A 21,111-nucleotide genomic window follows, 5' to 3' on the forward strand; every position below is an offset into this window, starting at 1 on the left:
GCAGGGGGGACCCTGTGGGAGAGTAGGACGCCGCCGAACAATTTTTAGCCTCAACCCCCGGACCATGTCCGGGGGTTGAGGCATTTTTGCGTTCTAGGCTGGGCGCATGAGCCATGACCTGATCATCTTCGACAACGACGGTGTGCTCGTCGACAGCGAGCCGATCTCCAACCGTCTGCTGGCCGGCTACCTCACCGAGCTCGGGCACCCCACCACGTACGAGGAATCCGTCCGTGACTACATGGGGTCCGCGATGCACCGGATCCACGACCTCGTGCGGGAGCGGACCGGGCAGCGGCTGCCCGAGGACTTCGACTCGGCCTTCAACGCACGGGTCTTCGCCGCCTTCCAGGAGGAACTGGAGCCGGTGGAAGGGGCGGTGGACGTGCTGAAGCGGCTCGTCGCCGACGGAGTCCCGTACTGCGTGGCCTCGTCCGGGAGTCACGAGCGGATCCGGGTCGGTCACCGGAAGACCGGGCTCGACGCCTACTTCCCCGACGAGCTCGTCTACAGCGCCGAGGACGTGGGGCGGGGCAAGCCGGCGCCGGACCTCTTCCTCCACGCGGCCGCGCGGATGGGGGTGGCGCCCGAGCGGTGCGTCGTCGTCGAGGACAGCAGGCTCGGGGTGCAGGCGGCCGTCGCGGCCGGTATGGACGTGTACGGGTTCACGGCGATGACACCGCGGGACCGGCTGGCGGGAGCACGGGGGTTCTTCTCGCGGATGGAGGAACTGCCCGCCCTTTTGGGTCTGTGATCCATCTACCCATCGGTAGGCGGCGGGCCTACGCTGTGCGGCCATGACCGATGTGCGGCTGCGGCGGGGGCGGGGGTCCCTGGCCCTCAGTTTCTTCGTCCAGGGCGTGGCCTTCGCGCTGCTCGTGACCCGGATACCCGGGATCCAGGACCGGTACGGGATCTCGGACGGGCTGCTGCCCCTCTTCCTGGCCGCCGTGCCGATCCTCGCCGGGGTCGCGAGCGTGGCGACCGAGAAGGTCGTGGCCCGGGTGGCGCCCTCGCGGGTGCTGCGGTGGTCCCAGCCCGTCGTGCTCCTCGCGTTGCTCGGCGTGGGGGCGGGGGACGCCCTGTGGACGGCGGCCCTGGCGCTGGGGGTGTTCGGGCTCGCGGTCGGCGCGCTCGACGCCTCCATGAACATGCTGGGGGTGAGCCTCCAGCGGACGTACGGCCGGAGCATCATGCTCGGCTTCCACGCCGCGTACAGCCTCGGCGGGATCGCGGGGGCCTCGCTGGCCTGGGCCGGGGCGCACTGGCACCTGACACTGTTCTGGTCCTACCTGCCGGTCGTCGTGGTGCTGGCGCCGGCGGCGTACTTCGGCAGCCGGTGGTACGTCGACGGGAAGCCCGCGCCGGACGGGAGCGGGGAGGCGAGGGGCGGGGCGACGTCGTTCAGGCTGCTGCTGCCGCTGTGCCTGGTGATGACCTTCGCGTACATCGGGGACTCGACGGTCTCCAACTGGTCGGCGAAGTACCTCCAGGACGTGCTCGGCAGTTCCGAGGAGGCGGCGACCGTCCCGTACAACGCGTACATGGTGACGACGCTGCTCGGGCGGGCCGTGGGCGACCTGGGGGTGCGGTACTTCGGGGCGTCGGCGGTCGTGCGGGCCGGGGCGGTGCTCGCGGCGTGCGGGTTCGCGCTGGTGGCGGTGGCGCCGTCGGCGTGGGTGGGGATCGCGGCCTTCACCGTCCTCGGACTCGGGCTGAGCGTGATCGTGCCGCAGACCTTCGCGGCGGCCGGGCGGCTCTTCCCGGAGAACAGCGACGCGGCCGTCGCGCGGCTCAACGTCTTCAACTACGTCGGCTTCCTCGTCGGCTCGCCGCTGGTCGGGGCGCTCGGGGACGCCTGGAGCTACCGGGGGGCCATGGTGGTGCCGATGGTGCTCGTCCTGGTGACCGTGGTGTATGCCACGTCGTTCGGCGCGAGGGAGGCCCGATACGGTGGCGGTCATGAGCGGCCGCGCACTGTTGATGTGGGATGAAGCTGTCACGGGGTACGACTTCGGACCCCAGCACCCGATGGACCCGGTACGGCTCGCACTGACCATGGGCCTGGTCCGTGCCTTCGGGCTCGACCGGGCGGTGGACGTGGTGGCGGCCAGGCCGGCCGGGGACTCGACACTGCGGCTCGTGCACCGCGAGGATTACCTGGCCGCCGTGAAGGCCGCCTCCGCCGATCCGCGCCACGCCGACCAGGCGTACGGGCTCGGGACGGTCGACGATCCGGCGTTCGAGGGGATGCACGAGGCGTCCGCGCTGATCGCCGGGCAGTCGGTGGCGGCGGCGGAGGCCGTGTGGCGGGGCGAGGCGCGGCACGCGGTGAACTTCGCCGGCGGGCTGCACCACGCGATGCCCGGCGGGGCGGCCGGTTTCTGCGTCTACAACGACGCCTCGCTGGCCATCGCCCGGCTCCTGGAACTGGGCGCGGAGCGGGTCGCGTACGTGGACGTCGACGTGCACCACGGGGACGGGGTGCAGGCGGCGTTCTGGGAGGACCCGAGGGTCCTGACGATCTCGCTGCACGAGCATCCGCGGACGCTGTTCCCGCAGACCGGCTGGCCGGAGGAGACCGGCGCGGCCGGGGCCGGCGAGGGGAGCGCGGTGAACGTGGCGCTGCCCGCCGGCACCGGGGACGCCGGCTGGCTGCGGGCCTTCCACGCGGTGGTGCCGGAGCTCCTCGCCGACTTCCGGCCGCAGGTCCTGGTGACCCAGCACGGGGCGGACACCCACTTCGACGACCCGCTGGCCCACCTGGCGGTGTCGCTGGACGCGCAGCGGGCCGTGCAGGAGGCGTGCCACGAGCTGGCGCACGCCCACGCGGACGGCCGCTGGGTGGCGCTCGGCGGCGGCGGATACGCCGTGGTCGACGTCGTACCGCGGTCGTGGACGCACCTGGTGGGGATCGCGGCGCACGCGCCCGTGGCGCCCGAGACGGTGGTGCCGTCCTCGTGGCGGGACGAGGTGTACGCGCGGACCCGGCAGCTGGGTCCGGGGCGGATGACGGACGGGCGGTGGCCGGTGGACTTCCGTGACTGGACGGCCGGTTACGACCCGGCGGACCGCCTCGACCAGGCGGTGCTCGCGACCCGGAAGGCGGCCTTCCCGCTGCGCGGGCTGCTCGCCTGACCCGTACCGCCCTGTTACGCCAACTGTGCGGCCTACAGCGGATTCTGACGCCCCGACAGTGGTGATCCGGCAGCATCGTGAGGGTGTTGAGTACCGGGGCGCTGCGGGCGCATCTGTTGGCGGCGGGGTTGGCGGGGACGGTGGCGACCTCGCGGGAGGAGAGCCTGCGGAGCTACCGGCTCTTCGCCGCGCGGGACCCTCGGGTGACGCTGGGGCTCGTGCCGGCCGGCGGCTGGGGCGAGGCGGACCTGCTGCGGCTGATGGCGGAGAGGTGCGGGGTGTCGGGGGATCCGGCGTACCGCTCGGGGCCGGACGCGATCGATCCGGAGCGGACGCTGCGTGGCCTGGACGCCTTCGCCGGGCGGCTGGCGGTGGCGGCGGCGCGGCGGGCTCCGGTGCTGTTCGGGACCGGGCATCCACACCGGCTGCTCGGTTTCTACGTCGCGCTCGCAGACGCCCTGTCGGCGGCGGGATGTGACGTACTCACCCCGGCGCAGGGGCGATGTGTCGACATAACGACCCGGTTCGGTCTACGCACGTACGTCCTCGACTACGTACGCGGCGTCGCGTTCGTACGGGAGGCGGGGCCGTCGGAGGGCGGGCGCGAGCCGGGGGCGCACTCCCACTCGGCGCTGCCCGTGCGGGCCGCCCTGGAGAGCGCCGCGGAGGCCGGCGGGCCGCTGCCGGAGCTGGTCGTGGGCGACCACGGCTGGGTCTGCGGTGCTGGTCAGCTGGGTGTCGAGGCGATCGGGCTGGCCGACACCGACGATCCGGCGCTCTTCGTCGGGGAGGCCGAGGGACAGGTGGCGGTGGCCGTCCCGCTGGATGACGGCGTGCCCTCGGCGTACTACCGTCCCCTCACGCGCTATGTACTCAATCGAGCGTGTCTGTCACGGTAAACGGGCGATAGGGGCTCCTCTTCCCCACTCGCACCACCCGCCCCTAGGCTGATGCGTGAGCGTTCGACGACGAAGAGTCACCGGAGGGGAAGCCGGTGGGCGTCGCGGCGGAAGGTACAGGTGGGTCATGGCTGCTGGCGATCGGCCTCTCAACGAGGTCAAGTTCCTGACCGTGGCGGAAGTCGCCGCGGTGATGCGCGTATCGAAGATGACCGTGTACCGCTTGGTGCACAGCGGTCATCTGCCGGCCATCCGGGTGGGCCGGTCCTTCCGGGTCCCGGAGCAGGCGGTTCACGCGTACCTGAGGGAGTCGTACGTGGGGGTGGGGACCGCGTAGGGGGCGCGCGGCCGACCTGCGGCCGAACGGCCGGTGAGCCGCGTCCGGCCCTCGGATTACTCGTGTGGTGCCAGGGGCGGTAGGCTGACCCCTCGTAGGTCGTGTGGGCCCAGACGCCCCGCACCAGTGAGAAGAAGTGAGCGAGGGTAGTCGTGGGCTCTGTTATCAAGAAGCGGCGCAAGCGGATGGCCAAGAAGAAGCACCGCAAGCTGCTCAAGCGCACGCGCGTTCAGCGTCGCAACAAGAAGTAAGCGGCGGCCGCGCGAGCGGTTTCCCGTGCGTGAGAAGACGTGGCCCTTCACCGTCAGCGGTGGAGGGCCACGTTTTCATTGCGCCGAAATGCTCAGGCGCTACGGTGGCGGCTACGGAAAGACGGACGGAAGTTCGGACGGAAGGCGCTGATCTTGGGCAAGGTCGTGCTCGTCACCGGTGCCGCCCGGCATCTGGGGGGCCGTTTCGTGCGGCGGATCCAGCGGGACCCGGAGGTGGAGCGGGTGGTGGCCGTGGACGCGGTGGAGCCCGCGCATCCGCTGGGGGCCGCCGACTTCGTCCGGGCGGACATCCGTCGGCCGGCCATCGCCAAGGTCCTCGCGGAGCACGAGGTGGACACGGTGGTGCACCTCGACGTGACGGGGACGGCGCTGGGCGCCGGCGGCCGGACGGCGGTCAAGGAGACCAACGTCATCGGCACCATGCAGCTCCTCGGGGCCTGCCAGCAGTCGCCGAGGGTCGGCCGGCTCGTCGTGAAGTCCAGTACGGCCGTGTACGGCTCCGCGCCGCGCGACCCGGCGGTCTTCACCGAGACGACGCCGGCGAAGTCGCTGCCGAGCGGGGGTTTCGCCAAGGACGCCGTCGAGGTCGAGGGGTACGTGCGGGGCTTCGCCCGGCGGCGGCCGGACGTGGCGGTGTGCGTGCTGCGGTTCGCGAACATTCTGGGACCCCGGGTGCAGTCGCCGCTGACCGAGTACCTGTCGCTGCCGGTGCTGCCGACGGTCCTGGGGTACGACCCGCGCCTCCAGTTCGTCCACGAGGATGACGTGATCGACGTGCTGCGGCTCGTGGCGCAGGAGCCGCGCCGGGCGTCGCTGAACAGCGGGACCTTCAACGTGGCGGGCGACGGGGTGCTGCTGCTGTCCCAGTGCGCGCGGCGGCTCGGGCGGCCGACGGTGCCGGTGCTGCTGCCCGCGGTGACCTGGGTCGGCTCGGCGCTGCGCACGGTGGGGCTGACGGACTTCGCGCCCGAGCAGATCCGGCTCCTCACGCACGGGCGGGTCGTGTCGACCGTCCAGCTGCGGGAGGTGCTGGGTTTCCGGCCGCGATACTCGACGGCGGAGACCTTCGCGGACTTCGCGGCGAGCCGGGGGCCGGGGCTGCTGCCGCCGGAGCGGCTCGCGGGGGCGGTCGACCGGCTGGCGGGCCGGGTCGTCCCGGGGGCGGTTCCTTCTCCTGACTCTCACGACGGTGCCTGAGGAGCGGCGACAGCGATGGCGGACGCCAAGGTGATTCCTTTCGACGACGACCGTTCGCGGGCCCGGCGGCGGCCGGGCCGGCCCGAGGAGCCGTCCGGTGCCGGGACCGGCGGTCCGGCGGCCGTACGGGCGCTGCCGGGGGCGCGGGAGGTGCCGGACGAGGCGCCCGCCCCGGAGCCCGTGGCGGAGTCCGACCCGGAGGAGACCGGGCGGGCCGGGTGGGAGCGGAAGCTCGCGGGCGGGCTCGCGTTCCTGCGGCGGCGGGTCACGGGGGAGTACGAGGTCGACGAGTTCGGGTACGACGCCGAGCTGACCGACCAGGTGCTGATGTCGTTGCTGCGCCCGCTGTACGAGAAGTACTTCCGGGTGGAGGTGAAGGGCGTCGAGAACATCCCGGAGAAGGGCGGGGCGCTGATCGTCGCCAACCATTCCGGCACGCTGCCGCTGGACGGGCTGATGATGCAGGTGGCGGTGCACGACCACCATCCGGCGGGCCGGCATCTGCGGCTGCTCGCGGCGGACCTGGTCTTCGTGCTGCCGGTGGTCAACGAGCTGGCCCGGAAGGCGGGGCACACGCTCGCGTGCGCGGAGGACGCGGAGCGGCTGCTGAAGGCCGGGGAGGTCGTCGGCGTGATGCCGGAGGGCTTCAAGGGGATCGGGAAGCCGTTCTCGGAGCGGTACAAGCTCCAGCGGTTCGGCCGGGGCGGCTTCGTCTCGACGGCGCTGCGGGCGGGGGTGCCGATCGTGCCCTGCTCGATCGTGGGCGCCGAGGAGATATACCCGATGATCGGGAACGCGAAGACGCTGGCGCGGCTGCTCGGTCTGCCGTACGTGCCGGTGACGCCGACGTTCCCGTGGCTGGGGCCGCTGGGGATGCTGCCGCTGCCGACGAAGTGGACGATCGAGTTCGGGGAGCCGATCCCGACGGACGGCTACCCGCCGGAGGCGGCGGAGGACCCGATGCTGATGTTCAACCTGACGGACCAGGTCCGCGAGCAGATCCAGCACACGCTCTACAAGCTGCTGGTGCAGCGGCGGTCGGTGTTCTTCTGAGGGTCGTGCGGGAATGGAGGAAGGGGCGCCCCCCGTCCGTGGGGGCGCCCCTTCCTCTTGTCAGCGAGCGTCCTCGCTGTCGATGCCGAGGCCTGGAAGGAGGCCCGGCAGGAGTGGCGGGATGGTGACGTCGGGGGGAGTGGGGGTCACCTGCTCCTCCTCGGGGGCGGTGGTGCCCGTCGGGCTCGGCAGGAGGCCGCCGGTGTTGCCGCCGAGGAGTCCGTCGTCCTCGGGGGCGGTGGTGCCTGTCTCGGCGCCCGGGCTCGGGGTGGTGCCGGTGCCGGTCGTGGTGCCGGTGCCCACGCCCTGGGTGGTGCCGCTGGGGCGGGGGGCGGTGGCGGAGTGACCGTCCTGGGACGGGGTGCCCTGGGTGGTCGTGGGTTGCCTGGTGTCCGTGCCCGGCTGGTTCTGCCGGGCGGTGGGGCTGCTGCTGGAGCCGGGGTCGGCCACGCCCTTCTCGAAGGTGCGGGGCAGCATCGACTGGAGCGGCTCGACTTCCTGGTCTATGGCGTCGAAGACGCCGCTGACCTCTTCGCCGACGTCCGTGAGCTGGACGGGGAGGCGGTCGCGCAGGCCGTTCCAGGTGTCGCGGTGGGCCTGGGCGAAGGAGTTCAGCCGGGCCATGGGGGCGAGCTCGCCCTCCCGGTCGTAGGCCTGGCGGAGCAGCCGGTGGCCCTCCTCGGCGTCGTGCTTCATGCCGCCGAGGGCGCGCCGGATCTCGCTGAGGGACTCGTGGTCGAGGTCGCCGGCGCGGGCGCGCTCCATGAGGCGGCGGGCCTCGCTGAGCCGGGTGGACGCCTGGTCGAGGTAGATGCCCCCGCGGTCGGCGTCGTCGTCGGCCATGCCCAGCTTGAGGTCTTCCATGCCGCGCTTGAGGCCGTAGAGCGAGTCACCGGGGAGGGCGTCGGAGCTGGCGGCGGCGACGCCCCCGAAGGCTCCGGCCGCCACCCCGACGGTGAGGCCGCCGGCGGCGAGCCCCTTCGTCCAGCGGCTGCGCGGGCGGAGTTTGCGCAGGGGGGATGCCCGGTGGGCGCCCCTGGTGCTCCGCTGCTCCGGGACGGTAGGGCCCGCGGCGGCCGTCCCCTGGGCGAACATCGCCTCCATGGCGGCGACGAGCTGGGCTCGCTGCACCACCTTGACCTCGGGGTCGAGCTCGGGTTTCGGCAGGTCGCCGAGTCCGCTCGCCAAGGCCAAAAGCCGTCCCTGGTCGCCCGTGTCGGCCGGGGCGTCGGGCCGGTCGGCCGCCTCGCCCTCGGGCGCCCGGTCCTCCAGGGCCTGGGCGAAGGCGTTCGCCCGCCGGTGCACGTTCGCGATCACTGGCGGCACCTCCTCTCGTCATGACGGTCGACTCCCCAAGGGGTCCGGAAGGTTGCCCGCCTTGAGCGGATCCACACGAACGAGTGAGTATCCGCAGGCAGGGCGTGACCACAGGGAGCCTGCATTTCGCACAACGAGCGGCGCGGCACTTGGGTTACGCGCGAAAGATGATCGGACCAGTGCGTCATCGAAGCGTCACCGACTGTGATGTGAGACGGGCAGTGGTGGCGTGGGGGGAGAGGTGTGGGTGAGGGGAACAAGTGACTTCTGTGGGGGAGGGGACACGGGAGGGGAGTGGGGGGCGGGGAGAGGGGCGGCGGCGGTCGGCGGTCCGGGAACGGTGGGGCCGGTCCCGTCAGCGGGCGTCCTCGGGCAGGAGTCGGGCCAGGGTGCGGACGGCCCGGTACTGGAGGGTCTTGATCGCGCCCTCGTTCTTCCCCATGACCCGTGCGGTCTCGGCGACCGAGAGGCCCTGGAGGAAGCGGAGGGTGACGCACTCCTGCTGCTGGGGATTGAGGCGGCGGACGGCGTCGAGGAGCGCGGCGTTGGAGAGGGACTCGAGGACGGAGTCCTCCGGGCTGCGTTCGACCTCGTTGGCGTCGAGCATCTCGCCGGTGGTGACCTCCAGCCGGAAGCGGCTGGACTTGAAGTGGTCGGCGACGAGGTTGCGGGCGATGGTGACCAGCCAGGCGCCGAAGTCGCGGCCCTGCCAGGTGAAGGTGGAGATCCGGCGCAGGGCGCGCAGGAAGGTCTCGCTGGTGAGGTCTTCCGCCGTCGCCTTCCCGCCGACGCGGTAGTAGATGTAGCGGTAGACGGTGTCGCTGTACTGGTCGTACAGCCGGCCGAAGGCCTCGGCCTCGCCCGCCTGAGCGCGCTCGACCAGATCCATCATCCGGGCGCTGTCGCTGTCGGCGGTGGGGCGTCGGGCGGCGGTCGAGTTGCCGGCGCCGCCGCGCGCGCCCCGTCTGCCGACGGCGGCACCGCCGTCGGCCAGGGCATAGCAAGGGCCGGCCGGTGCCGGTGCGGCGAAGGCGAAGGCGGGCGCAGGACCGACGTACGCGGTGGGGACGAAGCCACGCAAGTGGTCGAGGACCGTTGCGCGCAGCGTAGCCAGGCCCGAGGCGTCAACCCCGACGTGTGGGTACACGGGACTCCCAGAGGCAGAGCTTCCATCACGTGCAGTGCGGATCCGTTCACTCGTCGTGGCGACGGGAGGGTTCCGCTGTGCGTCTGAGGAGAATAACGCTTCGTACAGGCAGCGCTACACCCAGTTGCTCAAATCATCGATTACGTCGGTTCTGTTACCGCTTGCAAGCAGATCAAGTCGCACTTCGTGATCGGTTATTGATCGAGTGGCTTCCGAGTGTGATTGCGTCGGCGTTGCGTTGTGCTCATGTGCGGTAGGGGAGAGTGAGCCCCGCCGCTCCTGGGTAAGGGCGCGGGAATGCCCGGGAGTCGGGGTGTGCGGGAGCTGTTCGACCACGGACGGGTGAGTCCCGCTGGTCCGTGGTTGTCGCAGATGATCGCAGCCGAAACGTATCGCCACGGGTGTGGCTCTCCGTGAGCGGCGGGGCGTTCGGGTACGGGCGCGGTCAGCGGCGGCGGCGGTGCAGGGCGACCGCGGCGGCGGTGCCGCCGGCGACGGCGCCGAGGCCCGCGGCGGCCGGGATGCCGATCTTGGCGGCCTTGCGGCCGGTCCGGTAGTCGCGCAGCCGCCATTCCAGGTCCCTGGCGTGCCGGCGCAGCTTGGTGTCGGGGTTGATCGCGTACGGGTGGCCGACGAGCGAGAGCATCGGGATGTCGTTGTGCGAGTCGCTGTACGCGGCGCAGCGGGCGAGGTCCAGGCCCTCGGCGGCGGCCAGGGCGCGTACCGCCTCGGCCTTGGCCGGGCCGTGCAGCAGCTCGCCGACCAGGCGGCCGGTGTAGACGCCGTCGACGGACTCGGCGACCGTGCCGAGGGCGCCGGTGAGGCCGAGGCGGCGGGCGATGATCGTGGCCGTCTCGACCGGGGCGGCCGTCACCAGCCAGACCTTCTGGCCCGCGTCGAGGTGGGCCTGGGCCAGGGCGCGGGTGCCCGGCCAGATCCGGTCGGCCATGTACTCGTCGTAGATCTCCTCGCCGATCGACATCAGTTCGGAGACGCGGTGGCCCTTGACGATGGAGAGCGCGCTGTCGCGGGCCTCCTGCATGTGGGCCGGGTCCTCGACGCCGGCCAGCCGGAACCAGACCTGCGCCCAGGCGAAGCGGGCGAGTTCGCGGCGCTGGAAGAACTTCCGCTTGTACAGGCCGCGGCCGAAGTGGAAGATCGCGGCGCCCTGCATCACGGTGTTGTCGAGGTCGAAGAAGGCGGCGGCCCGGACGTCGCCCACGACGGGGAACTCGGGCTCCTCGGGCGCGGTTTCGGCGGCCTCGGCCGCTTCGAGGGCGGCGGCCTCCTCCTCGCGCTCCCGCTCCAGCTGGAGCGAGGTCTTGCGGGCCGCCTCGGCGGCGGCCTCGCCTGCGAGGACGCTGCGCGCGGTGGCGGAGCGCCTACGGGGGGTGAGCCATCCCAGAGCGGCCATGTCTGGAGCATAGCCAGTCTGTTCGGTCCCTCCCGACTTGTGGGGATGCCGTCGTGTGAACAGTGCGGGTCACCGCCGTGACCGGGCGGGACAATGGACGGCATGTTCGGACGTACCAAGAAGAAGGACGCGGCCAAGGATCCGGCCGCGCGGACCGTGACGCTGATCGGGAAGCCGGGGTGCCATCTCTGCGACGACGCCCGGGCGGTGATCGAGGCCGTCTGCGCCGAGACAGGGGCGCGCTGGGAGGAGCGGGACATCCTCCAGGACGAGGCGCTCCACAAGGAGTACTGGGAGCAGATCCCCGTCGTCCTGGTGGACGGGGAGCAGCACACCTTCTGGCGGGTGGACGCCGATCGGCTCCGGCGCGAACTGGGTGCCTGACCGAAAGCCGGTTACCATCGTGGACGTTTTGTTGGCTTTCGGGGGTCACGTCGTGAGGAGAGTGTGCGGCTTTGCCCCCTTCGGGATCTCGACGCGTCGCACCGTGTGACGGTTCCGTACCGTCGATAACCGGTCGCGTGACCCCGGTCACTTTGGGCAGACAAAACGGACACCATCTTTGTGCACGCGTTCACAAAGACATAGCCTGCATTCGACGGGGCGGTCCTGGGACATATGGCCGCCTGCAGCCCCGCTCATCCCGCAGGAGCACCGTGGCAACTGGCCGAACTCACCGACCGGCGACCCGTAGCCGAGGAATTCCCGAGGCCACCGTCGCCCGCCTTCCGCTGTATCTGCGCGCCCTGACCGCGCTCTCGGAACGCTCCGTACCCACGGTCTCCTCGGAGGAGCTCGCGGCCGCGGCCGGCGTCAACTCCGCGAAGCTGCGCAAGGACTTCAGCTACCTCGGCTCGTACGGCACCCGCGGTGTCGGCTACGACGTCGAGTACCTCGTCTACCAGATCTCCCGCGAGCTCGGCCTGACCCAGGACTGGCCGGTCGTGATCGTCGGCATCGGCAACCTCGGCGCCGCGCTCGCCGGATACGGCGGCTTCGCCTCCCGGGGCTTCCGTGTCGCCGCGCTGATCGACGCCGACCCCGCCATGACCGGCAAGCCGGTCGCCGGGATCCCCGTCCAGCACAGCGACGACCTGGAGAAGATCATCGCCGAGGACGGCGTCTCCATCGGCGTCATCGCGACCCCGGCCGGCGTCGCCCAGGCGGTCTGCGACCGGCTCGTCGCCGCCGGCGTCACCTCCATCCTCAACTTCGCCCCGACCGTGCTCTCCGTGCCCGACGGCGTCGACGTGCGCAAGGTGGACCTCTCCATCGAGCTGCAGATCCTCGCCTTCCACGAGCAGCGCAAGGCCGGCGAGGAGCCGGGCGAGGAGACCGCCCCGCCCGCGGCGCCGCCCGCCGCCCGCACCACCGCCGACAGCGGTCGCAAGGGACCCGACGGGGACGCCCCCGCGGTGATGCCGGCATGAGCCTCCTCGTCGTCGGGCTGAGCCACCGCAGCGCCCCCGTCTCCATCCTGGAGCGGGCCTCGCTGCAGGCGGACACCCAGACCAAGCTCCTCCAGGACACCCTCGCCGCCGAACCGGCCGCCGAGGCCACCGTCCTCGCCACCTGCAACCGCATCGAGCTCTACGCCGACGTCGACAAGTTCCACGCCGGCGTCGCCGAGCTGTCCACGCTGCTCGCCCAGCACAGCGGCGTCGGCCTGGACGAGCTCACCCCCTACCTCTACGTGCACTACGAGGACCGGGCCGTCCACCACCTCTTCTCGGTGGCCTGCGGCCTCGACTCCATGGTCGTCGGCGAGGGCCAGATCCTCGGCCAGATCAAGGACGCCCTCGCCCTCGGCCAGGTCCAGCACACCGCGGGCCGGCTCCTCAACGACCTCTTCCAGCAGGCGCTGCGGGTCGGCAAGCGCGCCCACAGCGAGACCGGCATCGACCGGGCCGGGCAGTCGCTCGTCACCTTCGGTCTGGAGCAGCTCGCCCAGGACACCGAGGTCGAGAGCTGGGCCCGCGGCAAGAAGGCCCTGGTCATCGGCGCCGGCTCGATGTCCTCGCTGGCCGCCGCGACCCTCGCCCGCGCCGGGGTCGCCGAGATCGTCATCGCCAACCGCACCCTCGCCCGCGCCGAGCGCCTCGCCGAGATCCTCGCCGAGCCCGGAGGTACGGGCGTGGCCGCGCGCGCGGCCACGATGGTTGCCGTCGGCGACGAACTGGGCCGGGCGGACATCGTCGTCTCCTGTACCGGAGCCACCGGACTCGTCCTCACCGGCGAGGCGATCGAGGCGGTCGCCGAGGGCCGCGACGAGCCGCTCCACCTGCTCGACCTCGCCATGCCCCGCGACATCGACGCCGCCGCCCACCGGATCCCCGGTGTCCGGCTCGTCGACATCGAATCGCTGGCCGACGCCTCCGCCGACGCCCCCATGGCCAACGACGTCGACCAGGTCCGCTCCATCGTCTCCGACGAGGTCGCCGCCTTCGGCGCCGCCCAGCGCGCCGCCCACATCACCCCGACCGTGGTCGCCCTGCGCACCATGGCCGCCGACGTGGTGGCCAGCGAGGTCGCCCGCCTGGAAGGCCGCCTCCCCGGCCTCGACGACAAGCAGCGCGCCGAGATCACCCAGACCGTGCGCCGCGTCGTCGACAAGCTCCTGCACGCGCCGACCGTGCGGGTCAAGCAGCTCGCCAGCGAGCCCGGCGGCGCCGGGTACGCCGACGCGCTGCGGACACTCTTCGACCTCGACCCGGAGACGGTGGCTTCCGTCTCCCGGGCCGACCTGAATGACGCCGACGTCAAGAACCGAGGGCGAGTATGACCGAGAGGGCACTGAGGCTCGGGACCAGGCGCAGCAAGCTCGCCATGGCCCAGTCCGGGCACGTGGCCGACGCGGTCCGGCAGCTGACCGGCCGGCCCGTCGAGCTCGTGGAGATCACCACGTACGGGGACACCTCCCGTGAGCACCTCGCGCAGATCGGCGGCACCGGCGTCTTCGTCGCGGCCCTGCGCGACGCGCTGCTCGACGGCGAGGTCGACTTCGCCGTCCACTCCCTGAAGGACCTGCCGACGGCCCAGCACCCCGACCTGGTGCTGGCCGCGATCCCGAAGCGCGAGGACCCTCGCGACGTCCTGATCACCGGCGAGGGCCTCTCCCTCGACCGGCTCCCCAAGGGCGCCCGCGTGGGCACCGGCTCGCCGCGCCGGATGGCCCAGCTGCACGCGTACGCCCGCAGCCACGGCCTCGACCTGACCTGCGTCCCGATCCGGGGCAACGTCGACACCCGCGTCGGCTACGTCCGCAAGGGCGAGCTCGACGCCGTCGTCCTCGCCGCCGCCGGACTCAACCGCATCGGCGGCACCGAGGAGCTCCTCGGCGGTCTGTCGGCCGAGCACCTGCCGGTCGACTTCATGCTGCCCGCCCCCGGCCAGGGTGCCCTGGCCGTCGAATGCCCGGCGTCGAACTCCGACCTCGTCGCCACGCTCGCCGCCCTCGACGACCCGCAGACGCGGGCCGCCGTGACCGCCGAGCGAACCCTGCTCGCCGCCCTGGAGGCCGGCTGCAGCGCACCCGTGGGAGCGCTCGCCGACATCCTCGCCGACGCCCCCGGTCACGGGCAGGTTGTCACCGAAATGCGCCTGCGCGGCGTCGTCGGCACCACCGACGGCTCGACGCTGGTGCAGCTGTCCACCACCGGTCCCGTACCCACCTCGTACGACGAGGCGGCGGCGCTCGGACGCGAACTCGCGGCCGAGATGCTCGCCAAGGGTGCGGCCGGTCTTATGGGGGAGCGACTTTGAGCCCCACCAGCCCGACCACCAGCCCCGTGTCCCCCGTCTTCGCGGGCCACGGCCACGTCACCTTCCTCGGCGCAGGACCAGGCGACCCCGGACTCCTGACCCTCCGGGCCGTCGAGGCCCTCGCCGGAGCGGACGTCCTGATCGCCGAGCCGGAGGTCCTCGAAGTCGTCCGCGGCCATGCGCGCGCGGGCGTGAGCACGCCTGAGCTGACGGTTGTTGACGAGGCGTCAACAGCCGCCGGTGTCCCCGTGTTGAGGGATGCGGCCAATCTTGTCATGGAGGCCGCGCGCGGCGGCAGGCGGGTCGTCCGTGCGGTGACCGGCGACCCCGGCCTCGACGGGAACGCGGGCGCCGAGATGCTCGCCTGCGCCGCCGAGGGCATCCCCTTCGAGGTCGTGCCCGGCGTCGCGAACGTGGTCGGCGTCCCCGCGTACGCCGGTGTGCCGCTCCGCGACGAGCAGGGCACCGACGTCCGCTTCGTCGACGCGCGGACCGCCGACGACCGGTGCTGGGCCGAGGTCGGCGCCTCCGACGGCACCGTCGTCGTCTCCACCTCGCTGGACGCGGTCGCCGCGGCCGCCGGTGAGCTGGTGGCCGCCGGCCGCAAGCCGGACACCCCGCTCACCGTCACCATCGCCGGCACGACCACCCGCCAGCGGACCTGGACGGCGACCCTCGGGACGATCGCGCAGGTCTTCAAGCAGGGCAAGGTGCTCCCCTCCCCCGAGGGCCACCGGCCGGTGATAGCCGTGGTCGGCGAGCGCAGCGCCCCGGCGCAGCGCGACCAGCTCTCGTGGTTCGAGTCCAAGCCGCTCTTCGGCTGGCGGGTGCTCGTGCCGCGCACCAAGGAGCAGGCCGCGTCGCTCTCCGACCAGCTGCGCTCGTACGGCGCCGTGCCGCACGAGGTCCCGACCATCGCGGTCGAGCCGCCGCGGACCCCGCAGCAGATGGAGCGGGCCGTGAAGGGGCTCGTCACCGGACGGTACGAGTGGATCGCCTTCACGTCCGTGAACGCGGTCAAGGCCGTGCGCGAGAAGTTCGAGGAGTACGGGCTCGACGCCCGCGCCTTCGCCGGGATCAAGGTCGCGGCGGTGGGCGAGCAGACGGCCGCGGCGCTGGTCGACTTCGGCGTGAAGCCGGACCTCGTGCCGAGCGGCGAGCAGTCCGCCGCGGGGCTCCTGGAGGACTGGCCGCCGTACGACCCGGTCTTCGACCCGATCGACCGCGTCTTCCTGCCGCGGGCCGACATCGCGACCGAGACGCTGGTCGCGGGCCTCATCGAGCTCGGGTGGGAGGTCGACGACGTCACCGCCTACCGGACCGTGCGCGCGTCGCCGCCGCCGGCGGACACGCGCGAGGCGATCAAGGGCGGCGGCTTCGACGCGGTGCTCTTCACGTCGTCGTCGACCGTGCGGAACCTCGTCGGCATCGCCGGCAAGCCGCACAACGTCACCGTCATCGCCTGCATCGGGCCGGCGACGGCCAAGACGGCGGAGGAGCACGGGCTGCGGGTCGACGTGCTGTCGCCCGAGCCGTCCGTGCACAAGCTCGCGGAGGCGCTGGCGGAGTTCGGCATCCGGCGCCGGGAGGCGGCGCTGGAGGCGGGCGACCCGGTGACGCGCCCGAGCGAGCGACGCCCGGGGGCGCGGAGGCGGCGCACCACGTAGTGCGGTGAGGTGAGGTGGGTGCGGGTTCCCGTTGGTGCGGGGGCCCGCACCTTTCGCGTGCTGCGGCGCCGCCGTTCCGTTGCGGGCGGGCGGGCCGGCAGGCAGGCCCGCCCGGGGCGGCGGGTGCGGCGGGTGCGGCGGCAACACCGTGTCGGTAAGTGGGGGCGGGGGGCGGGCGTAGCCTCGCTCGTATGAACTCGTACGGAAGCTTTCCGGGGGCGCGGCCGCGGCGGCTGCGGACGACGCCCGCCATGCGCCGGATGGTCGCCGAGACCCGTCTCTCCCCGGCCGACCTGATCCTGCCCGCGTTCGTCCGCGAGGGCGTCACCGAGCCCGTGCCGATCGCGGCCATGCCCGGCGTCGTGCAGCACACGCGGGACACGCTGCGCCGGGCCGCCGTGGAGGCGGTGGAGGCCGGGGTCTCCGGGATCATGCTCTTCGGTGTGCCGGAGGACGCGAAGAAGGACGGGCTCGGGACCGCCGGGACCGACCCGGACGGGATCCTCCAGGTCGCGATCCGCGACGTCCGCGCCGAGGTCGGCGACGAGCTCGTGATCATGTCGGACCTGTGCCTCGACGAGTACACCGACCACGGCCACTGCGGCGTCCTCGACGAGGACGGCCGGGTCGACAACGACGCCACCCTGGAGCGCTACGCCGAGATGGCGCAGGTCCAGGCCGACGCCGGCGTCCACGTCGTCGGCCCCTCCGGGATGATGGACGGCCAGGTCGGCGTCGTCCGCGACGCGCTGGACACGATCGGCAAGGAGGACGTGTCGATCCTCGCGTACACCGCGAAGTACTCCTCCGCCTTCTACGGCCCCTTCCGCGAGGCCGTCGGCTCCTCCCTCAAGGGCGACCGCAAGACCTACCAGCAGGACCCGGCCAACCTCCGCGAGTCGATGCGCGAGCTGGCGCTGGACCTGGAGGAGGGCGCGGACATGGTGATGGTGAAGCCCGCCGGCCCGTACCTGGACGTGCTCGCGAAGGTCGCCGAGGCCGTGGACGTACCCGTCGCCGCCTACCAGATCAGCGGTGAGTACGCGATGGTCGAGGCCGCCGCCGAGAAGGGCTGGATCGACCGCGACAAGGCGATCCTGGAGACCCTCACCGGCATCCGCCGCGCCGGCGGCCGGATGATCCTCACCTACTGGGCCACCGAGGCCGCGCGGATGCTCTCCGCCGGGGCCCGCTAGCCGGGATCCGCTAGCCGGGATCCGCTTCTGCGTCCGGGATCCGGTGCGTGTCCGGGATCCGCTCTGTGTCCGGGATCCCCTCTGTGCCCGGGCTCCGGTGCGTGTCCGGGATCCGGTCCGCGTCCGGGCTCCGGTCCGCTTCTAGTCCCACCAGAAGCTCCATGCCGGGGCGTCCACCAGCGCCTCGCGGGCGTAGGCGCGCAGGGTGTCGTGGTCGCCCTGGGTGACGACGTCCGGGCAGAAGGCGAAGTGCTCCGCCGCCACCGCCTCGGCCTCCTCCGCCGTCCGGGGCGGTGCGGCCACCGACACCACCAGCTGGTCGGAGGTGAGCGCGACGACGCGGGCGCCGAAACGGTCCTCCCAGGAGCGCAGCACGGCGGAGAGCCGAGCCACGTCGTCCTCGTGGTTCAGCGGCCCCGTCCAGCCGATGGCCGCCGGTATGTCGGCGCTGCGCCGCGCCCGGACCAGCGCCGGGCGGGCGTCCGCCAGCCAGGAGCCCGGCGCGGTCAGGGTCCCGGCGAGGCCGGCCGCGGCCCGGTCGGGGTCCGTGCGCGGCGGCAGTGCCGGGCCCAGGCCCGGCCAGCCTGCCGCGAAGGGGGCCAGCAGCTCCGCGTATCCGGGCTGCTCGCCGAAGAGTTCCTCGACGACTGCGGTCACCCGGGGGTCCCGCTCCTCCTCGGGCACCTCGGAGTCCGCGTAGTCCTCCCAGAACCCGGCGAGCACGTCCTCGGCGTCGTGCTCCGCCGGGTCGCTCGTCATCTCCGGCTCCAGATCCCACTCCTCCGGGCCGCGGTCCCCGCCCAGCAGCACCGGCAGCAGGCCCGCCGTGCGGGCCGCCGGGCGCAGGGCCGCCCAGGCGCCGGGGCCGGCGGGGCCGTGGCCCGCCCAGAGGTACGGGTCGTCCGCCGGGCCGGTGAGGGCGCCGGGCGGCAGGTCGAGGCCGAGGGACCGGCCGGACGGGTCGGACGCGAGCCGGGGCAACTGGTTCGGAATCATCGCCATGTCCGCAACGTACGGGGCGGCACTGACAGCGCCCGTACGCTTCGACCCATCTCCGGGGCGGGTGGTGCGCGTGGGGCGAGCGGTGGGGGCGCGTGGTGAGGGCGAGTGGTGGGGGCGCGTGGTACGGCGCACCCTGGAGAGGTACCCGACAGGTACCTCCCCGGAGGTGGTCCTCATGATGCACACGCTGGTCGGATGGCACATCGAGACGGAGTTCAAGGAGGAGGGTGACCGGACGCGGGCGGCCGCCATGGTCCGGCTCTCGGACGGCACCGAGTTCCGGGCCCACGGCACCGCCCACCGGAACCCCGCCGATCCCGAACAGCTCAGGGTCGGCGAGGAGATCGCGGGCGCCCGGGCCCTGATGGACCTGGCCTCGCAGCTCCTCCAGAAGGCGCACGCGGAGATCGACGAGGTGTCCGGCCGGAAGTCGTACCCGATCAACCGGTAGACGGTCGGCTCCCGTCCCGGTCACGGGTCTGTACGCGCGGGTCAGTACTGGAGGGCGTCCTCCAGCTCCTGCTGCCAGTAGGAGACGGCGGCGCCGTCGTCCACGTACGTGCCCTCCGGGGCCTTGAGCGTCACCATGCTGTCCGCGGTCAGGTTGACCTTGATCGTGCGGACGGTCGTGCCGTGGGTGTCCTCGCCCGGCTCCCCGGTGAGGATCAGGGAGGCGTAGCCCGAGGCCCCGGGGGCCAGGGTCACCACGGCCTGCGGCTTGCTGTCCTCCACGATCGCGATCGGCGCCTGGCTGTGGTCGAAGCCGACCAGGGGCGCGTTCAGGGCGAGGCAGGTGCGGTCGCCGAGGTTCGTGATCGTGAGGGCGAGGTGGTTGATCGGTCGGCTCACCTTGCTCGCCACGACCTTCACGTCGGCGGCGGTGCAGGGGCGCAGGGAGGGGGTCCCGCTCGTGGCGCCGGGCTGGGGCGCGGGCTTCGTGGGCGGTGCGGTGGTCTTCCGCGGGGCCGTCGTCGCCGTGGCCGTCGCAGTCGCCGGGGTCTTGGTCGCCGGTGCCTTCGTCGGGGCCGTCGTGGGCTGCTCGGTCGCGGTTGTGGGCGTGGGCGTGGTCGCGGCCGTGGGCTCAGCCGTGGTCGGGGCGGGCTTCGCGGGGGCCGGGGCCGCCGCCTCCTGGTCGGACGACTGGCAGGCGCTGAGGGCGAGGGCCGCGATGAGCGCGGCGGCGGGCAGGGTGAGGGTACGGATGGACGAGCGCATGGTGGTTCCCCCGTGGGCGGATCGATGGGTGGGCCGGTGCGTGGGCCGGTGGGTCGGTGGGCCGGTCGTTCAGCGGCCGTCGAGGAGGGTGATGACGATCGCGGTGCAGATGATCAGCACCGTCACTGCCAGGGCGTCGGCGACGCGGCTGTTCGGCATGGCTCCATGCTGCGAGCCGGTGTGACCCGGTGTCGATCGACGCGGGACAATGAGGGACGCTGGAACGCTTCCACCCCCTCTGACCTGGGGAGACATACGTCGCCCGGAACGCGTTCCTGGGACGCCGACCAGCGATGGGGGAGCGACGGATGGACACGGGGGACCGGCTCGCCGGGCTGCTGCGGGGGCTGAAGGAGCGGTCGGGGCTGAGTTACGGAGCGCTCGCCAAGCGGCTCCACGTCAGCACGTCCACCCTGCACCGGTACTGCAACGGTGACGCCGTCCCGACCGACTTCGCCCCCGTGGAACGGCTCGGCCGGCTGTGCGGTGCCACCAGGGAGGAGCTCGTCGAGCTCCATCGCGCGTGGATCGTCGCCGACGAGGCCCGGGGACGGAGCGGGGAGACGGCGCCGCTCGCCCAGCGCTCGGAGCCCTCCGAACCCACCAAGCCCTCGGAGCCCTCCAACCGCCCCGATCCTGCCCAGCCCTCTGAGCCTGCCCAGCCCTCTGAGCCCTCCCCCGCCGGCGAGGCGGAGGTCGTCGTCGTGGCGTCACCGGAGCCGGCGCCCAGGGCGCGGTTCACGGGGGCGTCGGCCGCGGTGGCGGCGGTCGCCGTCGTGGCCCTCGCCGTGCCCGGTGCCTATCTGGTGGTGCGGGACGGGGAGAAGGAGCCGCGCGGGGGCTCCGCCGCGCCGCCGGTGTCCGCTCCGCTCAACGCCGGCATCAGCTCGTACAACTGGGCCGAACCCTGCGGGCAGTACTACGTCCTCGACCAGAAGCCGCAGCACGTGCCGCCGCCGCCCCCACCGCAGGACACCCGCCCGTGGGCCCGCGCGCTCGGCGGGATCGACGGCGGGCACATGCAGCTCCAGGTGACCGTCACCGGCCGCACCCGGGACCCCGTCGTGCTGTCGCGGCTCCGCGTCCGGGTCGTCGAGCGGGACCGGCCGCCGGCCATGACGGCGTACTCCATGGGCGACGGCTGCGGCAGCGGGATCACCCCGCAGACCTTCGACGTCGACCTCGACGCGCCCCGGCCGTACGTGAAGGCGGTCGCCGGGCAGGACGGGGACCGGGTGGTGCCGGCGAAGGACTTCCCGTACCAGGTCGCCACCGGGGACGCGGAGGTCCTCAACCTCGACGTCCACACCGAGGAGCACGCCGTCGCCTGGTACCTGGAGCTGGAGTGGAGCACCGGGGACCGGAAGGGGACCGTACGGATCGACGACGGCGGGCAGCCGTTCCGTACGCACGCCATCGAGGGACGTACGGTCTACGGCTACTGGCCCGACAAGGGCGAGTGGGTCGCTCAGCAGTGACCCACCCGCCCCGGGAG

General features: G+C 72.8%; 21 protein-coding genes. 16 read left to right on the plus strand and 5 right to left on the minus strand.

Annotated features, from left to right (window positions below; all coding sequences use genetic code 11):
- Window positions 1-106: 106 nt before the first annotated feature.
- The 8 genes from AB0E19_RS36160 to AB0E19_RS36195 all read left to right on the plus strand — a co-directional run bounded on the left by AB0E19_RS36160 (window position 107) and on the right by AB0E19_RS36195 (window position 6,896).
- Window positions 107-754 carry an HAD family hydrolase gene (locus AB0E19_RS36160; RefSeq protein ID WP_362188636.1) on the plus strand — a complete coding sequence of 216 codons (648 nt, stop codon included), beginning with the start codon at window positions 107-109 and terminating at the stop codon, window positions 752-754.
- A 43-nt stretch (window positions 755-797) separates the two neighbouring features.
- The gene (locus AB0E19_RS36165) at window positions 798-1,994 is read left to right on the plus strand and encodes an MFS transporter (protein WP_362188639.1); all 1,197 of its coding nucleotides are present in this window, start codon (window positions 798-800) and stop codon (window positions 1,992-1,994) included.
- Entirely contained in the window at window positions 1,963-3,138 is a 1,176-nt protein-coding gene (locus tag AB0E19_RS36170; protein WP_362188642.1) for an acetoin utilization protein AcuC, read from the plus strand. The genes AB0E19_RS36165 and AB0E19_RS36170 overlap by 32 nt, the downstream gene beginning before the upstream one ends.
- An 83-nt stretch (window positions 3,139-3,221) precedes the next feature.
- On the plus strand, window positions 3,222-4,037 hold the full coding sequence (locus tag AB0E19_RS36175; protein ID WP_362188645.1) for a phosphatase: 816 nt from the start codon (window positions 3,222-3,224) through the stop codon (window positions 4,035-4,037).
- Between the two features lie 127 nt (window positions 4,038-4,164).
- A complete protein-coding gene (locus AB0E19_RS36180) occupies window positions 4,165-4,374 on the plus strand; it encodes a helix-turn-helix domain-containing protein (protein WP_030495139.1) in 210 nt (69 codons plus the stop codon).
- A gap of 152 nt (window positions 4,375-4,526) precedes the next feature.
- Window positions 4,527-4,625: an AURKAIP1/COX24 domain-containing protein gene (locus AB0E19_RS36185; protein ID WP_003948845.1), complete on the plus strand. Its 99-nt coding sequence runs from the start codon at window positions 4,527-4,529 to the stop codon at window positions 4,623-4,625.
- 153 nt (window positions 4,626-4,778) lie between these two features.
- Window positions 4,779-5,843: an NAD-dependent epimerase/dehydratase family protein gene (locus tag AB0E19_RS36190; RefSeq protein ID WP_362188650.1), complete on the plus strand. Its 1,065-nt coding sequence runs from the start codon at window positions 4,779-4,781 to the stop codon at window positions 5,841-5,843.
- 15 nt (window positions 5,844-5,858) lie between these two features.
- Window positions 5,859-6,896 (plus strand): lysophospholipid acyltransferase family protein, encoded by a 1,038-nt coding sequence (locus AB0E19_RS36195; protein ID WP_362188653.1) that lies wholly within the window; start codon window positions 5,859-5,861, stop codon window positions 6,894-6,896.
- 60 nt (window positions 6,897-6,956) lie between these two features.
- Here the strand turns inward: AB0E19_RS36195 and AB0E19_RS36200 are convergent, their stop codons facing one another.
- From AB0E19_RS36200 to AB0E19_RS36210, 3 genes are all read right to left on the minus strand, one after another.
- Window positions 6,957-8,213, minus strand: coding sequence for a DUF5667 domain-containing protein (locus tag AB0E19_RS36200; RefSeq protein ID WP_362188656.1), 1,257 nt, complete (start codon window positions 8,211-8,213; stop codon window positions 6,957-6,959).
- A gap of 355 nt (window positions 8,214-8,568) precedes the next feature.
- On the minus strand, window positions 8,569-9,360 hold the full coding sequence (locus tag AB0E19_RS36205) for an ECF subfamily RNA polymerase sigma factor, BldN family (RefSeq protein WP_169094351.1): 792 nt from the start codon (window positions 9,358-9,360) through the stop codon (window positions 8,569-8,571).
- A 445-nt stretch (window positions 9,361-9,805) separates the two neighbouring features.
- Window positions 9,806-10,774 (minus strand): HAD-IB family hydrolase, encoded by a 969-nt coding sequence (locus AB0E19_RS36210; RefSeq protein WP_362188661.1) that lies wholly within the window; start codon window positions 10,772-10,774, stop codon window positions 9,806-9,808.
- 93 nt (window positions 10,775-10,867) lie between these two features.
- Here AB0E19_RS36210 and AB0E19_RS36215 point away from each other — a divergent pair, with 93 nt between their 5' ends.
- The 6 genes from AB0E19_RS36215 to hemB all read left to right on the plus strand — a co-directional run bounded on the left by AB0E19_RS36215 (window position 10,868) and on the right by hemB (window position 17,399).
- Window positions 10,868-11,158: a glutaredoxin family protein gene (locus tag AB0E19_RS36215; protein ID WP_362188664.1), complete on the plus strand. Its 291-nt coding sequence runs from the start codon at window positions 10,868-10,870 to the stop codon at window positions 11,156-11,158.
- 272 nt (window positions 11,159-11,430) lie between these two features.
- Window positions 11,431-12,204 (plus strand): redox-sensing transcriptional repressor Rex, encoded by a 774-nt coding sequence (locus AB0E19_RS36220; RefSeq protein WP_360609552.1) that lies wholly within the window; start codon window positions 11,431-11,433, stop codon window positions 12,202-12,204.
- Complete coding sequence (locus AB0E19_RS36225; RefSeq protein ID WP_362188668.1) at window positions 12,201-13,556, plus strand: glutamyl-tRNA reductase; 1,356 nt, start codon at window positions 12,201-12,203, stop codon at window positions 13,554-13,556. The genes AB0E19_RS36220 and AB0E19_RS36225 overlap by 4 nt, the downstream gene beginning before the upstream one ends.
- The gene (hemC, locus tag AB0E19_RS36230; RefSeq protein ID WP_362188671.1) at window positions 13,553-14,536 is read left to right on the plus strand and encodes a hydroxymethylbilane synthase; all 984 of its coding nucleotides are present in this window, start codon (window positions 13,553-13,555) and stop codon (window positions 14,534-14,536) included. The genes AB0E19_RS36225 and hemC overlap by 4 nt, the downstream gene beginning before the upstream one ends.
- Entirely contained in the window at window positions 14,533-16,203 is a 1,671-nt protein-coding gene (locus AB0E19_RS36235; protein WP_362188674.1) for a uroporphyrinogen-III synthase, read from the plus strand. Before hemC ends, AB0E19_RS36235 begins: the two co-directional genes overlap by 4 nt.
- A gap of 191 nt (window positions 16,204-16,394) precedes the next feature.
- Window positions 16,395-17,399 (plus strand): porphobilinogen synthase, encoded by a 1,005-nt coding sequence (hemB, locus tag AB0E19_RS36240; protein WP_362188677.1) that lies wholly within the window; start codon window positions 16,395-16,397, stop codon window positions 17,397-17,399.
- Window positions 17,400-17,540: 141 nt separating this feature from the next.
- On the opposite strand, the gene AB0E19_RS36245 is transcribed toward hemB, so the two are convergent.
- Window positions 17,541-18,401 carry a DUF4253 domain-containing protein gene (locus AB0E19_RS36245; protein ID WP_362188680.1) on the minus strand — a complete coding sequence of 287 codons (861 nt, stop codon included), beginning with the start codon at window positions 18,399-18,401 and terminating at the stop codon, window positions 17,541-17,543.
- A gap of 178 nt (window positions 18,402-18,579) precedes the next feature.
- Here AB0E19_RS36245 and AB0E19_RS36250 point away from each other — a divergent pair, with 178 nt between their 5' ends.
- Complete coding sequence (locus tag AB0E19_RS36250) at window positions 18,580-18,852, plus strand: DUF1876 domain-containing protein (protein WP_362188704.1); 273 nt, start codon at window positions 18,580-18,582, stop codon at window positions 18,850-18,852.
- 41 nt (window positions 18,853-18,893) lie between these two features.
- Here AB0E19_RS36250 and AB0E19_RS36255 read toward each other — a convergent pair whose 3' ends face one another.
- A complete protein-coding gene (locus AB0E19_RS36255) occupies window positions 18,894-19,616 on the minus strand; it encodes a DUF4232 domain-containing protein (RefSeq protein WP_362188683.1) in 723 nt (240 codons plus the stop codon).
- 308 nt (window positions 19,617-19,924) lie between these two features.
- Between AB0E19_RS36255 and AB0E19_RS36260 the strand changes: the two genes are divergently transcribed.
- The gene (locus tag AB0E19_RS36260; RefSeq protein ID WP_362188686.1) at window positions 19,925-21,094 is read left to right on the plus strand and encodes a helix-turn-helix domain-containing protein; all 1,170 of its coding nucleotides are present in this window, start codon (window positions 19,925-19,927) and stop codon (window positions 21,092-21,094) included.
- The last annotated feature ends 17 nt before the right edge of the window (window positions 21,095-21,111 follow it).

The sequence above is a fragment of the Streptomyces sp. NPDC047974 genome, from assembly GCF_040653375.1.
Classification (GTDB): domain Bacteria; phylum Actinomycetota; class Actinomycetes; order Streptomycetales; family Streptomycetaceae; genus Streptomyces.